We start from the raw sequence: 23,566 nt of genomic DNA, 5'->3' as shown, positions 1-23,566 counted from the left end.
ATGGTGGCTGCGTGAGTGAGAAACCCGGCTGGGATGCGATCGACGAGGCGTTGCGGCCGCTGTACGGCGATATCGAACCCTTCCATTGGGCGTCCGACCACCCGTGGTCGCTGGGCGGTTCCGACCCGCTCGACGGAATCAGCGCCTACTCCCGCACCGAGCCGGTGCCGCACTGGCATTACGTCAGCTACGGGATGACCGAGCTGTACGAGAAGGAGTGGGACAACCCGGCCGAGTCCGGCTGGGGCTTCGAATTCACCTTCCGGCTGGCGCGCGGGCTCGCGGACACCGAACCACCCGCTTGGCCTGCGAATTTCATGCAGAACCTCGGCCGCTACGTCTTCCAGTCCGGCAAGTGGTTCGAACCGGGACACACCATCAAGACGAACGGACCGATCGCGGCCGACCACGCGGACTGCACCAGTCACGCCGTCTGCTTCACGACCGACCCGGAACTGGGCGCCATCGACAGCAGGCACGGCCGCGTGCTGTTCCTGCAGATCGTCGGATTGACCATGCCGGAATATCGCGCGGCGCAGGGCGGACGGGCGCTCGCGCTGCTCGCCGAGCTGGCACCGCGACTACCCTTGTACATCACCGACATTCGGCGCAAACCGCTGGTCTCCGAGCCGAAACCACAGGCCCGCTGGCCCCGGTGGGGCGGCGGCCTGGCCGGGCGAGGGTGATCAGGCCGCTCGATCGAGCGGCGCGATCCGGCGCGGCCCGCGGACACCGGCTCCCCGGGTGCGCGGCGCCCGGCGGTGACGCGCTCGCGCGGCGTGCGCCCCACGAATCCCGTTGACGACGTTGCGGAGCCGGTGACCGGCGCTCGTTCGCCGGACCGCACCGATCAGGAGCAAGGGCACCGCGAGTGCGATCCGCGCACGAAACTTCCCGCTGCCCATGTCGAATCAGGATTTCTCGGCCGTGATGGACGCGAGCAGCTCGCCCAGGTGCGTTTCGACGCCGGCCTTGTCGACGCCGAGATCGCTGAGCAGACCCGCGCCGTTCTCCTGCTCCAGCAGGGCGAGCAGGATGTGCTCGGTGCCGATGTAGTTGTGTCCCAGCCGAAGCGCCTCACGGAAGGTGAGTTCCAAGACCTTCTTGGCCTCGGCGCCGAAGGGAACGAGCGCCGGGACTTCCCCCTCGCTCGGGGGCAGGGACGCGGCGGCCGCGGCGGAGATGACGTCGACGGCCACACCCTGGTGGACGAGTTCGTGCACGGCGAGCCCCTCCGGTTCGGTGAGCAGGCCCAGCACCACGTGCCCGATCGAGATTTCGCGGTTGCCCGCGGTGCGGGCCGCCTCCTGCGCCGCCATCACCACCGCGCGCGCCCGCGGGGTGAAACGGGCGAAGCCCGTGTTCGGGTCCATGGCCGCCGCGGCGCCGGGTTCGGGCACTTTGGGCACGAACCGCTTCTGCGCGGCCTGCTTGGTGACGCCCATGCTGGCGCCGATGTCGGTCCAGGAGGCGCCGGAGCGGCGGGCCTGGTCCACGAAGTGGCCGATCAGGTGATCGGCCACTTCACCGAGGTGATTGGCGACGACGACGGCGTCGGACAGCTGGTCGAGCACGTTGTCGGGACGGGCTTTCTTGATGCCGTCGATCAGATCGTCGAGGCGGAATTGTGAAGTCATGCGTCAACCATAGGTTGACGATAACGCATCGTCAACCATTGGTTGACGTTTCCTTCACGGGCGCGCCGACCAGGCCGCCGCGCGCACGATGCGCTCCTTGACCCACGCCGCCGTCCGCCCGGTCAGCACCGTGCGGGCCGGTGCGTCGTCGGCGTGTACGACCTGCACGACGCCATCCCGGCGGCCCAGGCTCAGGCACTGGAGGACATACCGGAAGCGGAGATCCCCCGGCGCGCGACCGCGTATCCGGGCGACAGCGGCATCGGCCGCGTGCTTGCCGGTGGGCAGCGCCGTGGCACACGCCATGCGCAGATCGCGTCCGCCCGGTCCGGCTACGACGGCGGCATCACCCGCGGCGAAGATGTCCGGATGCGAGGCCGATTGCAGCGTGGCGCCGGTCAGCACCCGCCCGTCGGAATCCACCGCCAGACCGGATCGCGCGGCTAGGTCCGGCACCCGGAAACCGGTTGTCCACACCGTCGCCGCGGCCTCGACCAGGGAACCGTCGGCCAAGCGCGGACCTTCTGGCGTCACCTCGATCACCTTCGCCCCGGACCGGATCTCGACCCCGAGACGCTCCAGCGTCCGCTCGATGTGCGCCTGCGCCCGCGACGACAGCCAGGCGCCGGGCTCCTCCGACCCGAGCAGCAGCACCCGGGTCCCCGGCTGCGATTCGGCGAGTTCCGCCGCGAGTTCGATGCCGGTCGCCCCCGCGCCGACTATCGCCACCGGCCCGGCAGGCGCGGACAGGTCGGCCAGATCTTCCTGCGTCGCAACGCGGTAGGCGTGTTCGGCGACGCCGGGCACGCTCTCGACGTCGGCGACGCTGCCGAGGGCATAGATCAGCGTGTCGTAGTCGAGGGCGGGCGCCGCGTCGAGCTCCACACGCTTCGCGACCGTGTCGATCTCCGTCGCCAGGGCGCGGACGAAGCGAATCCCTTTGCTTCCCAGCATGTCCCGTAGATCCCAGCGGGGAGTTACCTGCCCGGCCGCCCGTTGGTGCAGTCGCACGCGTTCGACGAACGTCGCGTGGGCGTCCACCACGGTGACCTGCGCGTCCCGCGCCGTGCGAGCAAGTCGGCGGGCCGCCGCCAGCCCGGCGTATCCGGCGCCGAGAACGACGATCCGATGCTGTCCGGTCATGATGTGGCTCCTTTCGATCGGCCATCACCCTTCAGACCGGACAGGCCCCCGATTCCTGACAGACCGGGGCCGTGAAGCGAGTCACAGGGGACGGCGACGGTCCGCCGCTGCGCCCACCACGCCATCCGACCCGCCCGTAGCTGCGAGGTAGGTCAACTTGTCCGGGTTGACGATCAACCGCAGCGCGGTGACCACGCCGTCGGCCACATCGATCCCCACCACGAGCAGCGGCGCGCCGTCCACCCGCGCGACCGCGGCGGGCGCACCGTTGACCTCTTCCACGAGCAGCCGCATCCCCGGCACCTCCCAGCGCATCAGGCCCGCCAGGTACCGCGCCACCTGGTGCGCGCCGTGTACCGGCCGCCGCGCGGCGTTGATCTTGCCGCCGCCGTCGGCCGTCGCGGTCACGTCGGCGGCGAGCATCCGTTCCAGCGCCGCGATGTCACCGTCGCGCGCCGCCTTCAGGAATCGTTCGATCAGTTCGCGGGCATGGTCGGGCGGAATGCCGAAGCGGGGACGGCCTTCTCGCACGTGCCTGCTCGCCCGGCGGAAGATCTGCTGGGAGTTCGATTCGGTGACCTCGAGCATGTCGGCGATCTCGCGGTGGGCGTAGCCGAATGCCTCGCGCAGCACGAAGACCGCGCGCTCGACCGGGGTCAGCCGTTCCAGCGCGGTCAGCAGCGCGAGGGAGACCTGTTCGCGCTCTTCGACGGTCTCCAGCGGGCCGAGCTCGCCGCGCGCGGTCGGCACCGGCTCGGGCAGCCACGGCCCGACGTAGCTCTCCCGCCTGGCCCGCGCCGAAACCAGCCAGGTGCGGCAGATATTCACCAGCGCCGTGGTCAACCATGCCTCGGCGGAACGGATACTGCCGCGGTCGGCCCCGTCCCACCGCAAATACGTCTCCTGCACCGCGTCCTCGGCCTCACCAGCCGAGCCGAGCATTCGATAGGCGAGCGCGAACAACCGCGGTCGATGCCCCTCGAATTCCCGCAATGCGTCCGGCTCCATACGCACCTTCCTCCACCCGCCCGACGGATATGACCGTACCGCTCACAGCGGAGGGCGCGGGGGCACCGGTGCGCCGATCCGACGACCCGATCCGACGACAGGGCACGGCACCCGCCGGTCCGGAAGCCGCCGCCAAAGCTAGGCGCTAGAGCTCCGCACTCGGCGGCCGACCACCGTTCTGGCGTTGCTTCGCCCCAGGTCGGCGCAGCCGCAGACGTGCGGAGCCACGAATCGCCGGACGCGGGATGGCCGGACGGCGGATGGCCGGGCGCCGGATCGCGGGCAGCCGCCGGTCCGCACGTCGCTGCGCACGCCGCTCGGCCGGTTTGTGTGTCCAAGTCTCCGGACGCGCGGCCACCCAGCGCTGGGAATGCCAGGCGAACGGGATGTGGCCCAGGTACAGCGCGACCAGCACCAGCAGCAGCACGATCGGATAGGTGACCAGGGCGGCCGCGGCGAGCGCGACCAGCACCAGCAGCCCGGCCGCGGCCTGCGGCGCCACCGATACCGATTTCATGGCCAGCGTCGGAATGGTGCTGACGGCCAGCGCGGCCGACAACACCGTCCACGCCGCGACCTCGTAGAAGCCGACCCACCAGCCGTCGCCGAACTGCACGAACAGCGCGACCGGCACCATCGCGATGAGCGCGCCGGCCGGGGCGGGCACACCCACGAAGTACTCCCGCGCCCAGTCCGGCCGGGTGTCGTCGTCCATCAGGGTGTTGAACCGGGCCAGCCGCAGCACGATGCTGACCGCGAACAGCAGCGCGACGATCCAGCCCACGCTGTTGCTGCTGAGCAGGGTCACATACAGGACCAGCGCGGGGGCGACGCCGAAGGAGATGGCGTCCGACAGCGAGTCCAGCTCGGCGCCCATCTTCGTGGTGGCGTCGAGCATCCTGGCCAGTCTGCCGTCCAGGGTGTCCAGCACGGCCGCCGCGCCGATCATGGCCAGCGCGATACCGAGTTTGCCGTCGAGGCCGAACTTGACCGCCGACAGTCCGGAGCACAGCGCCAGGATGGTGACGATGCTGGGCAGCAGCCGGACACTCCGCCGCCTGCGCCGCTGGGTGGGTACCGCCGCTTCCATCAGGCGTCAGCGGGTGAGCCGAGCACGGCGAGCACGGTCTCGCCGCCGATGGTGCGCTGACCGGGCTGCACGAGCAGTTCGGTGCCCGCCGGGAAATAGGTGTCGACCCGCGAGCCGAAGCGGATCAGGCCGTAGGTGTCTGCGATGGTCAGTACGTCGCCGACCTGGGCGTCGCAGACGATCCGGCGCGCGAGCAGCCCGGCGATCTGCACCACCACGACCTGACTGCCGTCCGGGGTCTCCAGCAGCATGCTGTTGCGCTCGTTGACCGAACTCGCCTCCGGCAGATCCGCGGAACGGAATTGGCCGGGCTGGTGCTGCACCGCGCGCACGATGCCGGAGACCGGCGTGCGCTGCACGTGGACGTCCAGGACGGACAGGAAGATGCTGACCCGCGGCAACGGCGCGTCACCGAGACCCAGTTCGGCGGGGGGAGCGGCGGTATCGACCAAGGCGATCTCGCCGTCGGCGGGGGCGACGACGACGCCTGGCCGGTTGGGCGGAACGCGATGCGGGTGGCGGAAGAAGGTGGCGCAGGCTGCCGCGGCGAACAATCCCGTGCGCCGCACCCATTTGCGCTTGCCGCCTACGACGGCGACCGCCAAGGGTGCGGCGACGAACGGGAGCCCGGCGGGATGCAACGGAGGGATCGCGTTGCGGACCAGGTCGACGACGTGGCCGACTCCGGTGCGTTCAGGCGTGCCGGGCGGGGTGGGACGGCGGGCCACAGGCTCCTCTTTCGTGCTCGATGCAAAACGGTTCGCGCCTCTTCAACGATAGGACCGGCGCAAGCGTTCACACCTTACGGGAAAGGAGCCCGTGGCACGCGAGGTCACGACCTGACTCGGGCCCCCGTGACCAGTCGAACCAGGAACAGCAGGATCACCGCCCCGCCGAGGCAGGTGAAGAAGCTGAACCAGAGGCCGCCGCCCTCGACGTCGACGCCGAGCAGCTTCAGCAGGAACCCACCGAGCAGACCGCCGACGATGCCGACGACGATATTGAGCAGGATGCCCTGTTGGGCGTCCGTCTTCATGACCTTGCTGGCGATCCATCCGGCAAGACCGCCGATGATGATCCATCCGATAATCCCGAGACCGAGCATTGTGTCCTCGCATCCTAGTTGGGCCACGCCTCGTACAGCAGTGGCGTGCGAGGACGTGATACCCACCGATTGTCGGAATACGCGCGGCAGATGAGCGACTTTCAAGCTAATATGAGGAAGCCTCATGTCTATCCGTTGATGGGCAGAGGCTGATGAGGGACCGATTTCGATGCTTCGGGGAAACCCGGCGGCGCCGCCGCAGGTACATAGGAGACGCAGATGGCTGCTCGAATCGCCCAGACCACCGGAGCTGAGCACACGGCGATCCTCGGGCTCGGCGTTTACCGCCCTGCTCGCGTGGTCACCAACGACGAGGTGGCGGGTCCGATCAACTCGAGCGACGAGTGGATCAGGACCAGGTCGGGCATCAAGACCCGGCGGTTCGCCGACGATTCGGAAACGATTCAGAGCATGAGCGTCGCCGCCGCGCGCGGCGCGCTGGAATCGTCCGGCATCGCGGTCGACCAAGTCGATTGCGTGATCGTTGCTACGTCCACCCATCTGTTGCTGACGCCCGCCGCCGCGCCGCGCATCGCCACCGAACTGGGCATGAACGGCTCCGCTGCCTTCGACGTCTCGGCCGGCTGCGCCGGCTTCTGCCACTCGATCGCGCTGGCGTCGGACCTGATCCGGGCCGGTACCGCCCACCATGTCCTCGTGATCGGCGTGGAGAAACTGACCAACACGGTCAACCCCACCGACCGCTCCACCGCCTTCCTCTTCGCCGACGGCGCGGGCGCGGTGATCGTCGGCCCCTCCGACGAGCCGGGCATCGGCCCCACCGTCTGGGGCTCCGACGGCACCCAGCACCACGCCATCCGCCAGGACAAGGACTGGATGGAGTACTTCCACGAGATCGACGAGAAGGGCCTGGACGCGGTGCGGCCCTACCTGGCCATGGAGGGCACCGCCGTGTTCCGGTGGGCCGCGCACTCGCTGGAGAAGGTGTGCCGCGACGCCATCGACCGCGCCGGTTTGTCCCCCGAGGACCTGGACGCGATGATCCCGCACCAGGCCAACGGCCGGATCATCGAGATCATGGCCCGGGTGCTGAAGCTGCCCGAGCACTGCGCGCTCGCCAACGACATCGAGGAGGCGGGCAACACCTCGGCCGCCTCGATCCCGCTGGCCATGGAGGCGCTGCTGCGCAAGGGCGAGTCGAAGCCGGGCGACACGGCATTGCTCATCGCGTTCGGCGCGGGCCTGTCCTACGCGGCTCAGGTCGTGACTCTGCCGAACTGGAAGTAACCCGACCGGCGAACGCCGTCGCTCGCCGCGGTGCTGAGCACGACTTCCCGTGCCACCACCGCGGCGAGCGCGCGTGACGCGCAGCGGGCTCAGGCGCCGGCTTCGACCGCCGTCTTGATGTTGCCGAGCGTCTCGTTCATGCCCCGCACCAGCGCTTCTTCGAACGGCTGCTCGCCACCGAGCGCGGCATCGATCGCCCTGCGGGAGAACCAGGTGGTGCCGTTGGGCACGTCCCGCCGCTCGATCAGCCGGGTGCCGGACTCGGTGGGCTCCAAGGTGTAGCTCCATACCGTCCGGTTCTCGTTGACCCGGAAGGCGAAGGCCTGGTTCGGCTCGAACCGCACGATACGAGCGGTGGTCGGCCAGAACTTCTTGCCGTCACGATTGAGATTGATCGTCCAGGTACCCGCCTTCAGCGAGCCGAGCGCCACCATGCGCACGCACTGCGGGCTGAACTCCGGCATCCGCCGCAGATCGGAGACCACCGCCCAAACCCGCTCCGGAGGTGCGGAGATGTCGATCCTGGCTTCGAGATTTTTCGGCAACGCTGCCTCCGGAGATCGAGCGACGGACCGACGGTCATCCGTCCGACCGCGCGGTGGAACGAGTCGCGCACATCTTAGACGGGAAGACAGTTGCGTCACATTTCCGCTACTCGTACACCGGCCGCTGTAATGATCGGCGCACAATAACGGATAGATCAAGCACAGACACTGCCTCCAACATTTCGGCGTACAACGTGAGGTGATCGGCCGTGAAACTGCGCTCCCTGCTACATCGGCGACCGGCGGACGGGGTTCCGCTACTGCCTGCCATCGAGCCCGCGGACGGGCGAATAGCGCGCGGCGCATCGGTATTCCCGCGGTACGCCCGTTCGGCCGCGCAAGAAGAACGCCTGGAGCGTCTGCTCACGCCGAGTGAGCTGGATCTCGTCCTGCATCATCGGTTCTGAGCCCTGCGCGAACGCCCACGACAGACGGCCCCGCGAGGCTCCATACTCGTCAGGTGACTTCACCCGCTGCTGCGAAACCGGCCATCCTGAGCGTCGACGACGACCCGGGGGTCTCTCGGGCGGTCGTGCGCGACCTGCGGCGCCGTTACGGCGCCGACTACCGGATTCTGCGCGCGGAATCGGGAGCCCAAGCGCTCGACGCGCTGCGCGAGATGAAGCTGCGCGGGCAGCCCGTCGCGGTCTTGATCGCCGACTACCGGATGCCGGGCATGGACGGCATCGAATTCCTGGAGCAGGCGATGGACCTGCATCCCTACGCGCGCCGTGTGCTGCTGACCGCCTACGCCGACACCAACGCCGCGATCGACGCGATCAACGTCGTCGACCTGGACCATTACCTGCTCAAGCCGTGGGACCCGCCGGAGGAGAAGCTCTACCCGGTGCTGGACGGGTTGCTGGACGCCTGGCGCAGCAGCGAACATCGGCCCGTGACCGAAACCAAGGTGATCGGCAACCGCTGGTCGCCGCGGTCCTCGCAGGTGCGCGAATTCCTCGCGCGCAACCAGCTGCCCTACCGGTGGTACCTGGCCGACGAGCCCGAGGGCGCGCGGTTGCTGGAGGCGGCGGGGACCGACCCCGACCGCTGTCCGGTGGTGATCACCTCCGCGGGCGAGGCGCTCGTGCAGCCCTCCGACAGCGAACTGGCGCACAACGTGGGCCTGACCGTCGATCCGGCGGGCGAGTTCTACGACCTGATCGTGGTCGGCGGCGGTCCCGCCGGACTCGGCGCGGCGGTCTACGGCGCGTCCGAGGGGCTGCGCACCGTGCTGGTCGAGCGGACGGCCACCGGCGGACAGGCGGGGCAGAGCTCGCGCATCGAGAACTATCTCGGCTTCCCCGACGGCCTGTCGGGCGCGCAACTGGCCGACCGGGCCCGGCGGCAGGCGGCGAAGTTCGGCGCCGAGGTGATCACCACGCGCGAGGTGGTCGGGCTGGAGGTCAACGGGTCCGCGCGCACCGTGCGGTTCGCCGACGGCGGCCGCCTGTGCGCGCACACCGTGATCATCGCGACCGGCGTCGACTATCGCCGCCATCCGGCGCCGGGCGTCGACGACTTCACCGGGCGCGGCGTCTACTACGGTTCGGCCATGACCGAGGCGTCGGAGTGCGCCGATCACGAGGTCTACATCGTGGGCGGCGCGAACTCCGCGGGCCAGGCCGCGGTGTTCCTGTCCCGCAACGCGCGCACCGTCCACTTGGTGGTCCGGGCGGATTCGTTGGAACAATCGATGTCGCACTACCTCATCCAGCAGATCGCGCAGATCCCGAACATCGAGGTGCACACCAACACCGAGGTGGTCGCCGCCGACGGTGGCGACCACCTGCAGCGGATCGTGCTGCGCGACAACCGGACCGGCGCCGAGGAGAAGGCCGACGCGGAGCGGCTGTTCCTGTTCATCGGCGCCGCGCCGCAGACCGATTGGCTCGACGGCGTGGTCACCCGGGACAGCGCCGGATACGTGCTCGCCGGGCCGGACCTGATGGTCGACGGGGCGCGCCCCACCGGCTGGGAACTGTCCCGGCCACCGCATCATCTCGAGACGAGCGTGCCCGGCGTGTTCGTGGCGGGCGACGTGCACGCCGAATCGGCCAAGCGCGTCGCCTCCGCCGTGGGTGAGGGCGCCATGGCCGTCATGCTCGTGCACCGCTACCTCGCGTGACCAGGAGACCGCAGATGACTTCCGACCAGACCGCGGACCGCAGCAGCCGGTCGGTGTGCGATCCCGCCGAACTGCGCAGCCTGTTCCTGTTCGAGAAGCTGAACGACGAGCAGCTGGACTGGCTGTGCGCCGACGGGCGGATCGAGACCATCGAACCGGGCGTGGTCTTCCGCGAGGGCGATCCGGCCACCTGCTTCTACGTGCTGATGGACGGTGAGGTGGTGCTCACCAAGCAGTCCGGCGGCACGGAGATCGAGCTGGTGCGCACCGAGCATCGCGGCGCCTACGCCGGCGCCTGGATGTCCTACATCGGCGACAAGGTCGAGCAGACCTACAGCGGGACGATGCAGGTGACGCGCCCGTCGCGGTTCTACGTGCTGGACGCCGACGTCTTCGCCCGGATGATGCGCGAGTGGTTCCCGATGGCCGTGCACCTGCTGGAGGGCGTGTTCTTCGGCAATCGCAACACCAACGCGCGCATCGGCGAACGGGAACGGCTGCTGGCGCTCGGTTCGCTGTCGGCGGGCCTGACCCATGAGCTGAACAACCCGGCCGCCGCCGCGGTGCGCGCCACCTCGGGCCTGCGCGAGCGGGTCGCCGGCATGCGGCACAAGCTCGCCATGATGGCGGAAGGCAAGTTCGATCCGTCGTCGTTGGGCGCGCTGGTGCGCTTGCAGGAGGAGGCGGCAGCCCAGGTCGCGAAGGCGCCGGAACTCACGCCCTTGGAAGCCGCCGACCGCGAGGATCTGCTCGGGGAATGGCTCGAGGAGCACGGGATCGGCGACGGCTGGAACCTCGCGCCGAACTTCGTGCAGGCCGGATTCGACACCGACTGGCTGGAACGGGTGGCCGCCACCCTGGAGGGCTCGCCGGAGCAGGTGTTCCAAGGGGCGATCCGCTGGCTGAACTACACCATCGAGACCGAGCTGCTGATGAACGAGATCGCCGACTCGACGACCCGGATCTCGTCGCTGGTCGGGGCGGCGAAGCAGTACTCGCAGATGGACCGTGCGCCGTTCCAGGTGGTCGACATCCACGAACTGCTGGACAGCACGCTGGTGATGCTCAGCCGCAAGATCGGCGACGGCGTGCACGTGGTCAAGGAGTACGACCGGACGCTGCCGCAGGTGCCGTGTTTCGCGGCCGAACTCAACCAGGTGTGGACCAACCTGATCGACAACGCGGTGTACGCGATGAACGGCGAGGGTACGCTGACCATCCGCACCAGGCACGAGAACGATTGCGCGGTAGTGGAGATCGGCGACACCGGGCCGGGCATCGCGCCGGAGGCCCGTAACCGGATCTTCGAACCGTTCTTCACCACCAAGCCGATGGGCGAGGGCACCGGCCTCGGGCTGGATATCTCGTTCCGCATCGTGGTCAACAAGCACAACGGCGACATCCGGGTGGACTCCGAGCCGGGCGACACCAAGTTCACCGTCTGGCTGCCGCTGCACCGCCCCGACCAGGATTCTGTCGCCGCCACCGATACGGAAGGGCTGTCATGACCGAGCAAGTCGCGGGCATCGACCCCGCGGTACCACCCAGCGGCCCGGGCTGCCTGGAGTGCGAGCAGAACTCCGGCTGGTGGGTGCATCTGCGCCGCTGCGCCCAGTGCGGGCACGTCGGCTGCTGCGACACCTCGCCATCGCAGCACGCCACCGCGCACGCCGAGAGCACCGGTCATCCGTTCATCCAGAGTTTCGAACCGGGCGAGGACTGGTTCTACAACTTCGAGACCGGGGAGATGTACAGCGGCGGACCGGAATTGGCGCCACCGCGCAGCCACCCCGTGGACCAGGGCGTGCCCGGCCCGCGTGAACGGGTGCCCGCGGATTGGCAGGCACACATCCACTGAACCGGGAGAACCGGTACGCTGCTGCGGACGCCGGGCCTCCGGCACCACGATCCACCCGGGGAAAGCACGGTATGAAACGAACATCCGCCATCGTCCTGATCGCCGGGACGGTGGGTTTCCTGCTGGCAGGCTGCGGCGGAGGGGACGAGTCCACCGACGCGAACGGATTGCGCAAGGGCTCGACCGGCGTGACCACGTCCGCCTCGGCCCCGCGCACCACGACCGATCCCGGCACCGCGGCGCCGAGCACCCCGTCGGACCCCGACGCCCCGGCCACGACGAAACAGCGCGACTCCGCACTCGGTCCAGCGTCCAGCACCACCTGCGGTGAGTTTCGGAAGCTCGACAGCGACCAGGAGAAGGCGCTGATCGAGCAGATCCTGGCGGAGAACCCGGGCGGCCGGTTCGACGGCAGTCCGAACGTCGCGCTGGGCACGGCCAAGCTGGTGTGCCTGTCGCCGAGCGTCGCCGACACCTCGGTCGCGGTCGCGACCGGGATCGCGAAGAAATAACGAGGGATTCGTCGTCCGCGGCTTCTTCCGGGACGACGAACCGTGACCGAGGGCGGCCCCGCGCGGCAGAATGGCACAGTGGCAGAACTGGCACTCACCGCCCGCCTGAATCCTTCGGCCGCCGACGCCCGGCGCGGAGTGGTCCGGTTGCATCCGGAAGCGCTGACCGCCCTAGGGTTGCGCGAATGGGACGGGATCATGCTGGTCGGCTCCCGGCGCACGGCCGCGGTCGTCGGCGTCGCCCGTCCGGACACGCCCGCCGGAGTCGCCCTGCTCGACGACGTCACGCTGTCCAACGCCGGACTGCGCGAGGATGCGACGGTGGTGATCTCCCCCGCCGTCGTCTACGGCGCGAAGCAGATCACGGTGAGCGGCTCGGTGCAGGCCACCCGCACGATTCCGGCCGCGACGCTGCGGCAGGCGCTGCTCGGGAAGGTCGTCACCGTCGGCGACGCGGTCTCCCTGCTGCCGCGCGACCTCGGGCCCGACATCAGCTCGACGGCCGCAACCCAGGCGCTGTCGCGCACCTTCGGCATCGCCTGGACCACGGAGTTGCTCACCGTCACCGCCACCGATCCGCGCGGCCCGGTGAGCGTGCAGCCGAACACCGCCGTGGCGTGGGGCGCGGGCGCGGTGGCCGCGGAAGACGCACCGGCGGCCGTGGCGTCGCTCGCGGGGGGCGAGGCGCCCGTGGGCTCGAACGAGGGCGTCGCGGCGACCCGCACCACGCCGCCCGGCGAGTCACCGAGCATCTCGGTCGAAGATCTGGCGGGCGCGCGCAGCCAGGCCGCGAAGCTCACCGAATGGCTCAGCCTCGCGCTCGATGAGCCCGAATTGCTGCGCACGCTGGGTGCACGGCCCCACCTCGGTGTGCTGATCACCGGCCCGGCCGGTGTCGGCAAGGCCGCGCTGGCCCGCGCGGTCGCGGCGCCGCGGCGCGTGGTGGAACTGGACGGCCCCACCATCGGGGCGGCCGAGAGCGGTGCGCGGCTACGCGAGGTCGCCGAGGCGGTGGCCGACATCGGCTGCGGCAAGGGCGGCGTCCTGCTGATCACCGACATCGACGCGCTGCTGCCCGCCGACGCCGAGCCGGTCGCCACGCTCATCCTGGACCAGTTGCGTGCCGCGATCGCCGAACCCTGCGTCGCGTTCCTGGCGACCACGGCGCACCCCGCCGGGATCGACCAGCGCCTGCGGGCGCCGGACCTGTGCGACCGCGAGCTCGCGTTGCCGCTGCCCACCGCCGCCGTCCGCAAGGCCCTGCTGGAACAGTTACTGCGCCGGGTGCCGACCGCGGAGTTGAAACTCGACGAGATCGCGGCGCGCACCCCCGGATTCGTGGTCTCCGACCTGGCGGCGCTGTGCCGGGAAGCTGCGCTGCGCGCGGCGTCGCGGGCCAGGGAGAACGGTGAGCCACAGCTCACCCAGCCCGACCTGCTCGGCGCGCTCGAGGTGATCCGGCCGCTGTCGCGCTCGGGTATGGAGGAACTCGCCATCGGCAGCCTGGGTCTCGACGACGTCGGCGATATGGCCGAAACCAAACAGGCGCTGACCGAGGCGGTGCTGTGGCCGTTGCGTCACCCCGACTCCTTCGCCCGCCTCGGTATCGAGCCACCGCGCGGGGTGCTGCTCTACGGCCCGCCCGGCTGCGGCAAGACCTTCCTGGTGCGGGCGCTGGCAGGCAGCGGTCAGCTCAGCGTGCACGCGGTCAAGGGCGCGGAATTGCTGGACCGATGGGTCGGCTCGTCGGAGCGCGCGGTGCGCGAATTGTTCCAGCGCGCCCGTGATTCGGCGCCGTCGCTGATCTTCCTGGACGAGGTGGACGCCTTGGCGCCGCGCCGCGGGCAGAGCGCCGACGCGGGTGTCGGCGACCGGGTGGTCGCGGCGCTGCTCACCGAACTCGACGGCGTGGAGCCGCTGCGCGACGTGGTGGTGCTGGCCGCGACCAACCGGCCCGAGCTGATCGATCCGGCGCTGCTGCGCCCGGGCAGGCTCGAACGGCTCGTCTTCGTGCCGCCGCCGGACGCCGCCGCCCGGCGGGAGATCCTGCGCACCGCGGGCCGCGCGGTGCCGCTGGCCGACGACGTCGACCTCGACGCGCTCGCGGAGGAACTGGAGGGCTATTCCGCCGCCGACTGCGCGGCGCTGCTACGCGAGTCCGCCCTCGCGGCGATGCGCCGGGACGTGCACGCCGCCGATGTCACCGGGGCCGACGTGCTGGCCGCCCAAACGGTGGTACGGCCTTCGCTAGACCCGGTCCAGATCGACACGCTGCGCCGGTACGCGGAAAGTCGCGGGTAGGCGGTCCCGCTCAGCCAACCTCTGGTAACTCGGCTTATGCCGCATTTTCCCCGCCGGTGACATTTTCGGGCGAATCTTCGGCAATCACAAGATCACGCCCGCGCCCCGGGTATGTTCGACAACCGTGCGCAGGGTCGGCGACATTGTCGACGCGATCACGGCCTTCACGGGAGCCGCGGTCGCGGGCGTCACGCTGTTCCTGCCGGTCACCGTCGGCACCCAAGGCCAGTCCACCTCCTATCGGATCGCCGGTCTGCTCAACAGCGTGCCGCGCAGCGCCGCGCTGGGCGTGATCGTCGCCGTGACGATCGCCGTTCTGGTCGCCACCACCAAGCGGCCGTTGACCGGCTGGGCGACGGCGACGGCCGCCGCTCTGGCGCAGTTGCTCAATCATTTCGCCGGCCGCCATGGCCCCACGGCCGAGATGCTGACCACGCAGAACTACATCGACTCGATCTGCGCCGCGATACTGCTCGGCGGGCTGGGCGCGGTGGTGCTGCGGCGGCCGCTGCCCGGCGCGGCGTTCGCCGTAGGTGGCGTCGGATTCTTCGGCTTCGGCGATCTCGCGGCCCTACTGAACATCAACGCGGATCCGTACGCGGTCCTGGAGACGCCGACGCGCTGGATGATCGGCGCGGCCCTGGCGCTGCTGGTGCTCAGCACCTTGCACAACTGGCGACGCACCGAGGAGCCGAAGACGCCACGAATGGCGATCGAGCTGCCGGTGACGCCGATCCTCGCCGCCATGGTGCTCGCGCTGGTGGTGCTGGCCGGCACGGAATGGCTGGGCCGCCAATACAGCAAACTGCCCGCCGAGAGTCACGGGGTCGAGATCGCGATCGTCGTCGCCGCGACGATCGTCAGCGCGACCGCGGCGGCCATGCTGCTGCCCGGCCGCGACGGCACCGGCGTGTACCTGGCCGTCAGCCTCACCGCGGCGGTCGACGCCGTGGGTTACGCGGTCCGGCCCGGCTGGACCTCCGCGGTGCTCATCGCGCTGACCGCGGCCGGACTGGCCGTGGGCGCCCGCATGCCGTCGACCGCGCTGGCCATCCTGCTTCTGGCCGGCATCTCGGTCTTCGCCCTGGTCACCTCGACGGCGGCGAGCACCGTCGCCTTCGCCGTGATCAGTGGGGTCATCGCGTTGACCGCCGGGTACTGCTGCGGCACGGTGCGACCGCACTACGCGCCCAGCGGTGTGCTCGCGCTCACCGCGCTCTATCTTCCTTCGGCGGTGTCGGTGATGCCGGACCGGGTCAAGGACTGGCGCGACGACGTGGCGGTGCACGACGCGACGCCCGGCCGGACCGCGCTCGCCATCGTCATCGGGAGCGCTCTCGGGATCCTCATGTTGCGTAAATTGCGGCCGCGCAGCAAGCCGCAAACGAAAGGGCAGCCGGAAAGCGAATCATTAGCGGACATATAGCCGAGGCTCGGGCGGATGGCGTACGCCATACGCACTCCTTCCGCGAGAAAGGCGTCCCTTTCCGTAGGCTTGTCCCGGACACCCCGCCGCCCCTACTCGACGGAGTGAAGTTTGCTCGTAATCCTGCTCGTCCATGCCGCGGCCGCCTTGCTGGCTCCGCTGTGTGTGCGGGCACTGGGGCGCAACGCTTTCTACCTGCTGGCCACGGTCCCGCTCGGCGGTCTGGGATGGGTGATCGCGCATTGGTCCGAGTCACAGCGCGTCCAACTGACCTGGGCGCCGAGCATCGGGCTGAACATCGACCTGCGTTTCGACACGCTCGCCGCGGTCCTGTGCGCGCTCGTACTCGGCATCGGAGCGCTGGTTCTGGTCTACTGCGGCAGATATTTCGAGAACGACGAGCCACGGCTCGGGGTGTTCGCCGCCGAGCTGGTCGCCTTCGCCGGGGCCATGTTCGGGCTGGTCACCAGCGACAACATGGTGCTGCTCTATGTGTTCTGGGAAGCGACCACCGTGCTGTCGTTCCTGCTCATCGGGCACAACGCCGAGCAGGCGGCCAGTCGAAGGGCCGCGATTCAAGCCCTGCTGGTGACCGGGGCGGGCGGATTGGCGATGCTGGCAGGCATCGTCGTGCTCGGCACCGCGAGCGGCAGCTATCTGCTCTCGGATCTGCTGTCCGGGGCGCATCCGCCGAACGGGCCCGCGATCGACGTCGCGGTGGCGCTGTTACTGGTCGGCGCGCTCACCAAGTCCGCCGCGGTGCCCTTGCATTTCTGGCTGCCCGGCGCGATGGCCGCGCCGACGCCGGTGAGCGCGTACCTGCACGCGGCGGCGATGGTGAAAGCCGGTGTGTACCTGGTCGCCCGCCTGGCGCCGGTGTTCGCGCAGAATCCGGTGTGGCATCCGCTCGTGCTCACCCTCGGCCTCGCCTCGATGCTGCTGGCCGGGCTGCGGGCGCTGCAGGTCGTGGACCTGAAGCTGGTGCTGGCCTTCGGCACGGTGAGTCAGCTGGGGTTCTTGATCGTGCTGGTCGGCATCGGCACCCCCGGCGCCGCGCTGGCCGGGGTGACGCTGATCGTCGCGCACGCGCTGTTCAAGGCGTGCCTGTTCCTGGTGGTCGGCATCATCGATCACGGTGCGGGCACGCGCGATCTACGCCGGTTGTCCGGTCTCGGCCGCCGGGCTCCCGTGCTGTGCGCCACCGCGGTCCTCGCCGCGCTCAGCATGGCGGGCCTCCCGCCGCTGCTCGGCTTCGTCGGCAAGGAGAGCGCGCTGAGCGCCGTGCTCGACGCGGACGTGCTCACCGATCCCGCGCGGAGTGCGATGTTCGCCGGCGTGGTGCTCGGTTCGATGCTGACCGTCGGCTACAGCATCCGCTTCGTCTGGGGCGCCTTCGGGGACAAGCGCGGCGCGCCGGAACCCCTCCCCGGCACCACCGCGGTCGCCCACCACCCGAGCGAAGTGGCCGTCGAGCACGAGCCGGAAGGCGGGGACCATTGCCGCTGGCACCCGCCGGGTGCGCTGTTCCTGGCGCCACCGGCGCTCCTCGCCGTCGCGAGCCTTGTCGCCGGTCTCGCGCCGTCGTGGGTGGACGCACGGATACGTCCCTATGCCGAAACGTTGGGCGGGCCCGCGCCGACCCATCTGGCGCTGTGGCACGGATTCACCCCAGCATTGGCGACAACGCTGCTGATCGTCGTCGCAGGTGTCGCGCTGTACCGGCTGCGCACCCGCTTCGTCGAATCGGCGCACCCGCGCCTTGGCAACGCCGACCGCGCCTACGACGCGACGCTGCGCGCGATGGACACGCTCTCGCTGCGGATGACCGGCGCCGTGCAGCGCGGGTCGTTGCCGCTGAGCCAGGCCGCGATCCTGGTCACGCTGATCGTCCTGCCGACCGCCCTGCTCGCCGTCGGCACCCGCACCGGCGTGACGCTGCGGTGGTGGGATTCGCCGCTGCAAGCGGCCATCGGCGCGATCATGGTGGTGACCGCGCTCGCCGCGACGGTGCTGCGCAACCGATTGGCGAGCGTGCTGGTCGTCGGCGTGACCGGATACGGCAGCGGCGTGATCTTCGCGCTGCACGGCGCGCCCGACCTCGCGCTGACCCAGTTCCTGGTGGAGACGCTGACGCTGGTGATCTTCGTCCTCGTCCTGCGCGCCTTTCCCGCGCGGATCGAGGCGCGCCGCGCGGCCGCGTTCAAGTTCCGCAGGGCGATGCTGGCCGCGGGGACCGGAGCGGTGGTCGCGATCCTGGCCGGTTTCGCCGTCGCCGCCCGCACCGCCGAACCCATCTGGCCCCGGATTCCCGATGCCGCTTACGAATTCGGCGGCGGGAAGAACGCCGTCAACGTCCTGCTGGTCGACCTACGGGCCTGGGACACCCTCGGTGAGATCTCGGTGCTCGTCGTCGCCGCTACCGGCGTCGCGTCCTTGGTGTTCCGCAGCAGGCGTTTCGGCAGCGCGCCACGCGCGGCGGACTCTCCCGACTACGACCCGGAACTGGTGAGCTGGCTGCCCGCGGGCCGGTTGGTCGCCCGGGCCGAACGGTCGATGGTCTTGCAGATCACCACCCGGCTGGTGTTCCCGACCATCATGCTGCTGTCGGTCTACTTCTTCTTCTCCGGCCACAACGCGCCCGGCGGCGGTTTCGCGGGTGGGCTCACCGCGGGGCTCGCACTGACCCTGCGGTATCTCGCGGGCGGCCGCTACGAATTGGGCGAGGCGCTGCCCGTCGACGCGGGTCATGTCCTCGGCGCCGGCCTCACCTTGGCCGCGGGGACCGCGGTCTCCTCGTTGCTGCTGGGCGCGCCGCCGTTGTCCTCGGCGATCATCGAGGTTTCGGTGCCGGTGGTCGGCCACGTCAAAGTGGTCACCGCGCTGCTGTTCGATCTCGGCGTCTATCTCATCGTGGTCGGCCTGGTGCTGGACGTGCTGCGCAGCCTCGGCGCGCGGCTGGACAGCGAACTGGCCGACGCCGAGCACCCGGCGAGGAAAGGCGGTTCCCGCGCATGACCGCGAATCTGACCCTGCTGATCGTGATCGGCGTCCTGGTCGCGTGCGGGGTGTATCTGATCCTGGAACGCGCCGTGTCGAAGATGCTGCTCGGCTTGATCCTGTTCGGCAACGCGGTGAACCTGCTGATCCTCACCGCGGGCGGCGGCGACGGCGCGGCGCCCATCCGCGGTGCGGCCGCCACCGAGGAGATGGCCGATCCGCTCGCTCAGGCCATGGTACTCACCGCCATCGTGATCACCATGGGCATCGCGGCCTTCGTGCTGGCGCTGGCCTACCGCGCCTACATGCTCACCACCAGCGACGACGTCGCCAACGACGAGGAGGACGCGGAGGTCGCCCGGCGGCGGGCCCGAGAGGACCCGGAGACGTGAGCCTGTCCCCCGGCCTGCTGCCGGTCCTCGCGCCGCTGCCCGTGCTCGTTCCGCTGCTGGGCGCCGCGGCCACGCTCGTCTTCGGCCGCAGGCCCCGCATCCAGAGCGTGGTCATCGTCGGGGCGCTCACCGGTGTGGTGGTGATCTGCGGGCTGTTGCTGTTCCTGGCCGACCGCGACGGCACCACCGCGTTGCAGGTCGGCGATTGGGCGGCGCCGATCGGCATCACGCTGGTGGTGGACCGGCTCTCGGCGGCGATGCTGCTCGTCTCGTCCATCGTGCTGCTGTCGGTCGCCCTCTACGGCGCGGGCCAGAACATCCGCGACGGCGACGAGCGGCAGCCCACCTCCATCTACCGGCCGACGTACCTGGTGCTGACCGCGGGCGTTTCGGCCGCTTTCCTGGCCGGTGACCTGTTCAACCTGTTCGTGGGTTTCGAGATCCTGCTCGCCGCGTCGTTCGTGCTCCTCACGGTGGGCGCGACCACCGAGCGCATCCGCGCGGGCGTGGCCTACGTGATGGTGTCGATGGTCTCCTCGCTGATCTTCCTCACCGGCATCGGGCTGACCTACGCGGCCACCGGAACGCTGAATCTCGCCCAGCTCGCGGTGCGGTTCGGCGCGGTGCCGGAGGGCATCCGCACGGCGATATTCGGAGTGCTGCTGGTGGCGTTCGGCATCAAAGCCGCCGTCTTCCCGCTGTCGAACTGGCTGCCCGACTCCTATCCGACCGCCCCGGCCCCGGTCACCGCCGTGTTCGCGGGCCTGCTCACCAAAGTCGGTGTGTACGCGATCATCCGCACCCACTCGCTGCTGTTCCCCGCAGGCGGCTTCGACTCGATCCTGCTGGCGTGCGGCCTGCTGACCATGCTCGTGGGCATCCTCGGCGCCATCGCGCAGAGCGACATCCGCCGCCTGTTGTCGTTCACCCTGGTCAGCCACATCGGTTACATGGTGTTCGGGGTCGGCTTGGCCACCGCGTCGGGGCTGGCGGGCGCGGTCTTCTACGTGGCGCACCACATCCTGGTGCAGACCGCGCTGTTCCTGGTGGCGGGCCTGATCGAGCGGCAGGCCGGCTCGACCTCGCTGCGCAGGCTGGGCGGGCTCGCCGCGGCTAGTCCGCTGCTGGCGGTGCTATTCCTGATCCCCGCGCTGAATCTTGGCGGGATACCCCCGTTCTCCGGGTTCATCGGCAAGGTCGCGCTCTTGCAGGCGGGCGCCGAACGCGGCAGCCTGCTGGCCTGGGTCCTGGTCGGCGGCGCGGTGCTCACCAGTCTGCTCACCCTCTACACCGTCGCCCGGGTATGGAGCAAAGCGTTCTGGCGGCCCCGTACGGACGCGCCGGAGGGTCATCTCACCGCGGCGAAGCCGCCGACGCTGATCGAGGACGCGACCGACGTGCACTACGACGAGCGCACCGATCCCGGCCGGATGCCGCCGCTGATGGTGTTGTCCACCGCTGCGCTCGTGGCGGTCGGGCTGTGTCTGACGGTGCTGGCCGGTCCCATCCTGACGATCGCCGACCGGGCCGCGGCCGACCTGCGCGACCCCGGCGTGTACATCGGTGCGGTGCTGGGCGGTTCGCGATGAGCGTCGAGCAGACCGGGCGCGACCGCGGACGCGAGACGGTCGTCCGGGTCGGCGTCCTCGTGTGGCTCACCGTGGTCTGGCTCGTCCTGTGGGGCGATCTGAGCGTCGCCAACCTGCTCGGCGGGCTCGTGGTCGCCGCCCTGATCATGGTGGCGTTGCCGCTGCCGCGCGTGCCGGTATCGGGTCGGCTGAACCCGCTGCCGCTGCTCGAACTCGTGCTGGTGAGCGCCTATTACGCGCTGGAGTCGAGTCTCCAGGTCGCCTGGTTCGCGATCCGACCGGCTCCCACACCGGTGTCCGGAGTGCTGCGGGTGTACGCCCGCACGCGGTCGGATCTGGTGCTGGTGCTGTGGAGCGATGTGCTCAACCTGATTCCCGGCACGATGGTGCTGGAGATCGACCGCAGGCGCTGCGTCGTCTACGTCCACGTCCTCGACGTGGGCAGCGACGCGGCCGTGGACAAGTTCTTCCGGATCACCCGGCGGCTGGAACGCCTGCTGATGGAAGCTTTCGAACGCCCGACCGGATGGCCGTACTCCCGGCCGCCCACACCCCCGGAGGGGGCAGAGTGACCGTCGTCGCCGTTCTCTCCGCTGTCATCCTGACGGCGGCCGCGCTGCTGACCACCTATCGCGTCGTCATGGGGCCGAGCACGTTGGACCGGGTGGTCGCCGTCGACTCGCTGATGGCCATCGCCGCTTCGGGACTGGCCGTGTGGGCGGCCTACAGCGCCGACACCACTGTGGTGCCCGCGATCGTCGCGCTGGCGCTGGTCGGGTTCCTCGGTTCGGCCGCGGTGTCCAGATTCCGGGTGCGGGACGACAAATGAACCTCTGGCACGTGCTCGCGGGCACCCTGATCCTGCTCGGCTCGGCGCTGGCGTTGACCGCCGCGCTAGGGATCGTCCGCTTCCCAGACACTCTGACCCGGATGCACGCGGCCACCAAACCGCAGGTCATCGGGTTGATCCTGGTGCTAGCGGGCGCGGCGATCCAGCTGCGCGGGCACGGCGACGTCTGGGCGCTGGTGCTGGTAGGGCTGTTCACCCTGCTCACCGCCCCGGTGATCGCCCATCTCATCGGCCGCACCGCCTACCGCGAGCAGCGCCACCGGGACGGGCTGTTGCGCGTCAACGAGATGCGCGACGACGACGTCGACTAGCTCTAGCCCCGTGCCGAACTCAGCGCGCGGCCGGCTCGGCCTCTCGTTCGGCCCGCAGCGGCTGCCGCGCGGCCGCGAACCAGGTCGCGTGGAACGCCGCCGCCAGTCCGGCCAGCAACCCGAGCACGACGGTGCCCGCGAGTACCGGATACTCGGCCATCGGCACCGCGAGGTAGCGGTAGGACAGCAGCAACGCCGCCAGCACGACCGCCCCGGAGCCGACCAACCGGATCCGGAACCATCCCCAGCCGCGCTCCGGTTCGCGCAACGCCGATTCGACGGTGAGGCACAGCACCGCGCCCGCCACCAAGTCGACGCCGTAGTGGTAGCCGAAGCCCAGGGTGGCGGCGAGGGTGGCCAGCAGCCAGAACGCGCCGCCCCAGCGCAGCCAGCCCGGGGCGGGTTCGCCATCGCTGTCGCGGCGGGTGTGCAGGAACACCGACAGCGCCCAGGCGGTGTGCATCGAGGGCATGCAGTTGCGCGGAACCGGCGCGTCGAACGGCAGCGGCATCGGGTTCCGGTCGATCGGCGGCACCACCCCGGGCCAATAGTTGCCCAGTTGCAGCCCGTTGCCGTCGGGCCCGAACGCGAACATCGGCCCCACCACCGGGAAGAGCACGTACACCACGGGGCCGACCAAACCGAGGACCAGGAAGGTCCGCACCAGATAATGCGACGGCCACCGGCCCGAGGACGCCACCCGGCGCAGCTGCCACACCGCCACGACGATCGCCGCCACGGGCAGCTCGATGTAGACCCAGTGCAGCACCGCGTAGACCACCGGTCCCATCGCGTCGACCGCGCGGCCGAGCACCCACGACGGATCACCCAGCGCGTGGTCGGCCAGGATCACGTACTCGTCGAGCACGGTCGGCCTGCCGATCACGGTGACGTGCAGCCAGACGTCGCCGACCTTGGTGGCCAGCATGAGCAGCGCGCCGAGCGCGGCCGCGTGCAGCGCGTCGCGCCGTTCGGCGCCGGACCAGCGCAGCCAGGCCACCAGCGCCAGCCCGGTCAGCACGATCACCGGGCCGTTCCCGATCGCGAACGGCGCACCCGCCACTAAGCGGACGCCCGCCCACACCACATCGATGGCCGCCGCGACACCCACCGCGACCAGCCTGCGGCGGGTCGAGATGCCCACCAGCGCGAGGACGAGCCCGGCCCAGGGCACCGACATGGATTTGGGTGTGCCGATGTAGTCCCGCCCCAAGCTCTCCAGAGGGCCTTCGAACCCCTGCCAGATGGCGACGCCCTGCAACACGATCAGCAGAACCGGCACCGCGGCCACCGCCGCGACGACCGCTACCCGAGTTCGCGGCGCGCGACGGCGCGATACCGCACTTCCTACTTCGGAACCCGGGTATTCGACAAGCATCCGACCATAGTAAACGGGGGGTGAACGCCGTCCCCCTGACCAGCTGAA

23 protein-coding genes are annotated in these 23,566 nt (G+C 70.1%); 15 read left to right on the top strand and 8 right to left on the bottom strand.

The window, feature by feature from the left end; all coding sequences use genetic code 11:
- The first annotated feature begins 11 nt into the window (after window positions 1-11).
- Entirely contained in the window at window positions 12-686 is a 675-nt protein-coding gene (locus ACWEKR_RS12145) for a suppressor of fused domain protein (RefSeq protein ID WP_452354519.1), read from the top strand.
- A 225-nt stretch (window positions 687-911) separates the two neighbouring features.
- Here ACWEKR_RS12145 and ACWEKR_RS12140 read toward each other — a convergent pair whose 3' ends face one another.
- The 6 genes from ACWEKR_RS12140 to ACWEKR_RS12115 form a co-directional block, all read right to left on the bottom strand.
- Window positions 912-1,637 (bottom strand): Clp protease N-terminal domain-containing protein, encoded by a 726-nt coding sequence (locus ACWEKR_RS12140; RefSeq protein WP_452354518.1) that lies wholly within the window; start codon window positions 1,635-1,637, stop codon window positions 912-914.
- Window positions 1,638-1,691: 54 nt separating this feature from the next.
- A complete protein-coding gene (locus tag ACWEKR_RS12135) occupies window positions 1,692-2,780 on the bottom strand; it encodes an NAD(P)/FAD-dependent oxidoreductase (protein WP_452354517.1) in 1,089 nt (362 codons plus the stop codon).
- Between the two features lie 81 nt (window positions 2,781-2,861).
- Window positions 2,862-3,788 carry an RNA polymerase sigma-70 factor gene (locus ACWEKR_RS12130; protein WP_452354516.1) on the bottom strand — a complete coding sequence of 309 codons (927 nt, stop codon included), beginning with the start codon at window positions 3,786-3,788 and terminating at the stop codon, window positions 2,862-2,864.
- A 145-nt stretch (window positions 3,789-3,933) separates the two neighbouring features.
- On the bottom strand, window positions 3,934-4,878 hold the full coding sequence (locus ACWEKR_RS12125; protein WP_195084244.1) for a CDP-alcohol phosphatidyltransferase family protein: 945 nt from the start codon (window positions 4,876-4,878) through the stop codon (window positions 3,934-3,936).
- Window positions 4,878-5,606, bottom strand: coding sequence for a phosphatidylserine decarboxylase (locus ACWEKR_RS12120; RefSeq protein ID WP_159841361.1), 729 nt, complete (start codon window positions 5,604-5,606; stop codon window positions 4,878-4,880). The genes ACWEKR_RS12125 and ACWEKR_RS12120 overlap by 1 nt, the downstream gene beginning before the upstream one ends.
- A gap of 104 nt (window positions 5,607-5,710) precedes the next feature.
- On the bottom strand, window positions 5,711-5,983 hold the full coding sequence (locus ACWEKR_RS12115; protein WP_159841359.1) for a GlsB/YeaQ/YmgE family stress response membrane protein: 273 nt from the start codon (window positions 5,981-5,983) through the stop codon (window positions 5,711-5,713).
- Between the two features lie 219 nt (window positions 5,984-6,202).
- Here ACWEKR_RS12115 and ACWEKR_RS12110 point away from each other — a divergent pair, with 219 nt between their 5' ends.
- Window positions 6,203-7,231, top strand: coding sequence for a beta-ketoacyl-ACP synthase III (locus tag ACWEKR_RS12110; RefSeq protein ID WP_159841357.1), 1,029 nt, complete (start codon window positions 6,203-6,205; stop codon window positions 7,229-7,231).
- Window positions 7,232-7,320: 89 nt separating this feature from the next.
- Here the strand turns inward: ACWEKR_RS12110 and ACWEKR_RS12105 are convergent, their stop codons facing one another.
- Window positions 7,321-7,776 carry an SRPBCC family protein gene (locus ACWEKR_RS12105; RefSeq protein ID WP_452354515.1) on the bottom strand — a complete coding sequence of 152 codons (456 nt, stop codon included), beginning with the start codon at window positions 7,774-7,776 and terminating at the stop codon, window positions 7,321-7,323.
- A gap of 209 nt (window positions 7,777-7,985) precedes the next feature.
- Here ACWEKR_RS12105 and ACWEKR_RS12100 point away from each other — a divergent pair, with 209 nt between their 5' ends.
- The 13 genes from ACWEKR_RS12100 to mnhG all read left to right on the top strand — a co-directional run bounded on the left by ACWEKR_RS12100 (window position 7,986) and on the right by mnhG (window position 22,140).
- Window positions 7,986-8,183 (top strand): hypothetical protein, encoded by a 198-nt coding sequence (locus ACWEKR_RS12100; RefSeq protein WP_452354514.1) that lies wholly within the window; start codon window positions 7,986-7,988, stop codon window positions 8,181-8,183.
- A gap of 53 nt (window positions 8,184-8,236) precedes the next feature.
- On the top strand, window positions 8,237-9,904 hold the full coding sequence (locus ACWEKR_RS12095; RefSeq protein WP_452354513.1) for an FAD-dependent oxidoreductase: 1,668 nt from the start codon (window positions 8,237-8,239) through the stop codon (window positions 9,902-9,904).
- A 14-nt stretch (window positions 9,905-9,918) separates the two neighbouring features.
- A complete protein-coding gene (locus ACWEKR_RS12090) occupies window positions 9,919-11,412 on the top strand; it encodes an ATP-binding protein (RefSeq protein ID WP_452354512.1) in 1,494 nt (497 codons plus the stop codon).
- On the top strand, window positions 11,409-11,762 hold the full coding sequence (locus ACWEKR_RS12085; protein WP_195084249.1) for a UBP-type zinc finger domain-containing protein: 354 nt from the start codon (window positions 11,409-11,411) through the stop codon (window positions 11,760-11,762). Before ACWEKR_RS12090 ends, ACWEKR_RS12085 begins: the two co-directional genes overlap by 4 nt.
- Window positions 11,763-11,833: 71 nt before the next feature.
- Entirely contained in the window at window positions 11,834-12,274 is a 441-nt protein-coding gene (locus tag ACWEKR_RS12080) for a hypothetical protein (protein WP_452354511.1), read from the top strand.
- A 78-nt stretch (window positions 12,275-12,352) separates the two neighbouring features.
- Window positions 12,353-14,575, top strand: coding sequence for an AAA family ATPase (locus tag ACWEKR_RS12075; RefSeq protein ID WP_452354510.1), 2,223 nt, complete (start codon window positions 12,353-12,355; stop codon window positions 14,573-14,575).
- Between the two features lie 124 nt (window positions 14,576-14,699).
- Window positions 14,700-16,001: a hypothetical protein gene (locus tag ACWEKR_RS12070; protein ID WP_452354509.1), complete on the top strand. Its 1,302-nt coding sequence runs from the start codon at window positions 14,700-14,702 to the stop codon at window positions 15,999-16,001.
- A 111-nt stretch (window positions 16,002-16,112) separates the two neighbouring features.
- On the top strand, window positions 16,113-19,016 hold the full coding sequence (locus tag ACWEKR_RS12065) for a Na+/H+ antiporter subunit A (RefSeq protein ID WP_452354508.1): 2,904 nt from the start codon (window positions 16,113-16,115) through the stop codon (window positions 19,014-19,016).
- Window positions 19,013-19,390: a Na(+)/H(+) antiporter subunit C gene (locus ACWEKR_RS12060; protein ID WP_452354507.1), complete on the top strand. Its 378-nt coding sequence runs from the start codon at window positions 19,013-19,015 to the stop codon at window positions 19,388-19,390. Before ACWEKR_RS12065 ends, ACWEKR_RS12060 begins: the two co-directional genes overlap by 4 nt.
- Complete coding sequence (locus ACWEKR_RS12055) at window positions 19,387-20,979, top strand: Na+/H+ antiporter subunit D (protein ID WP_452354506.1); 1,593 nt, start codon at window positions 19,387-19,389, stop codon at window positions 20,977-20,979. The genes ACWEKR_RS12060 and ACWEKR_RS12055 overlap by 4 nt, the downstream gene beginning before the upstream one ends.
- On the top strand, window positions 20,976-21,551 hold the full coding sequence (locus ACWEKR_RS12050; protein WP_452354505.1) for a Na+/H+ antiporter subunit E: 576 nt from the start codon (window positions 20,976-20,978) through the stop codon (window positions 21,549-21,551). Before ACWEKR_RS12055 ends, ACWEKR_RS12050 begins: the two co-directional genes overlap by 4 nt.
- Window positions 21,548-21,808, top strand: a complete 261-nt coding sequence (locus ACWEKR_RS12045; RefSeq protein ID WP_452354504.1) for a monovalent cation/H+ antiporter complex subunit F — start codon at window positions 21,548-21,550, stop codon at window positions 21,806-21,808. Before ACWEKR_RS12050 ends, ACWEKR_RS12045 begins: the two co-directional genes overlap by 4 nt.
- Window positions 21,805-22,140, top strand: coding sequence for a monovalent cation/H(+) antiporter subunit G (gene mnhG, locus ACWEKR_RS12040; protein ID WP_452354503.1), 336 nt, complete (start codon window positions 21,805-21,807; stop codon window positions 22,138-22,140). Before ACWEKR_RS12045 ends, mnhG begins: the two co-directional genes overlap by 4 nt.
- 19 nt (window positions 22,141-22,159) lie before the next feature.
- Here mnhG and ACWEKR_RS12035 read toward each other — a convergent pair whose 3' ends face one another.
- Window positions 22,160-23,518, bottom strand: coding sequence for a DUF5933 domain-containing protein (locus ACWEKR_RS12035; protein ID WP_452354502.1), 1,359 nt, complete (start codon window positions 23,516-23,518; stop codon window positions 22,160-22,162).
- Window positions 23,519-23,566 lie beyond the last annotated feature (48 nt).

The sequence above is a fragment of the Nocardia sp. NPDC004573 genome, assembly GCF_053602135.1.
The sequence above is the reverse complement of the archived record's forward strand: the minus strand, read 5'-3'. Positions and strand labels throughout refer to the sequence as shown.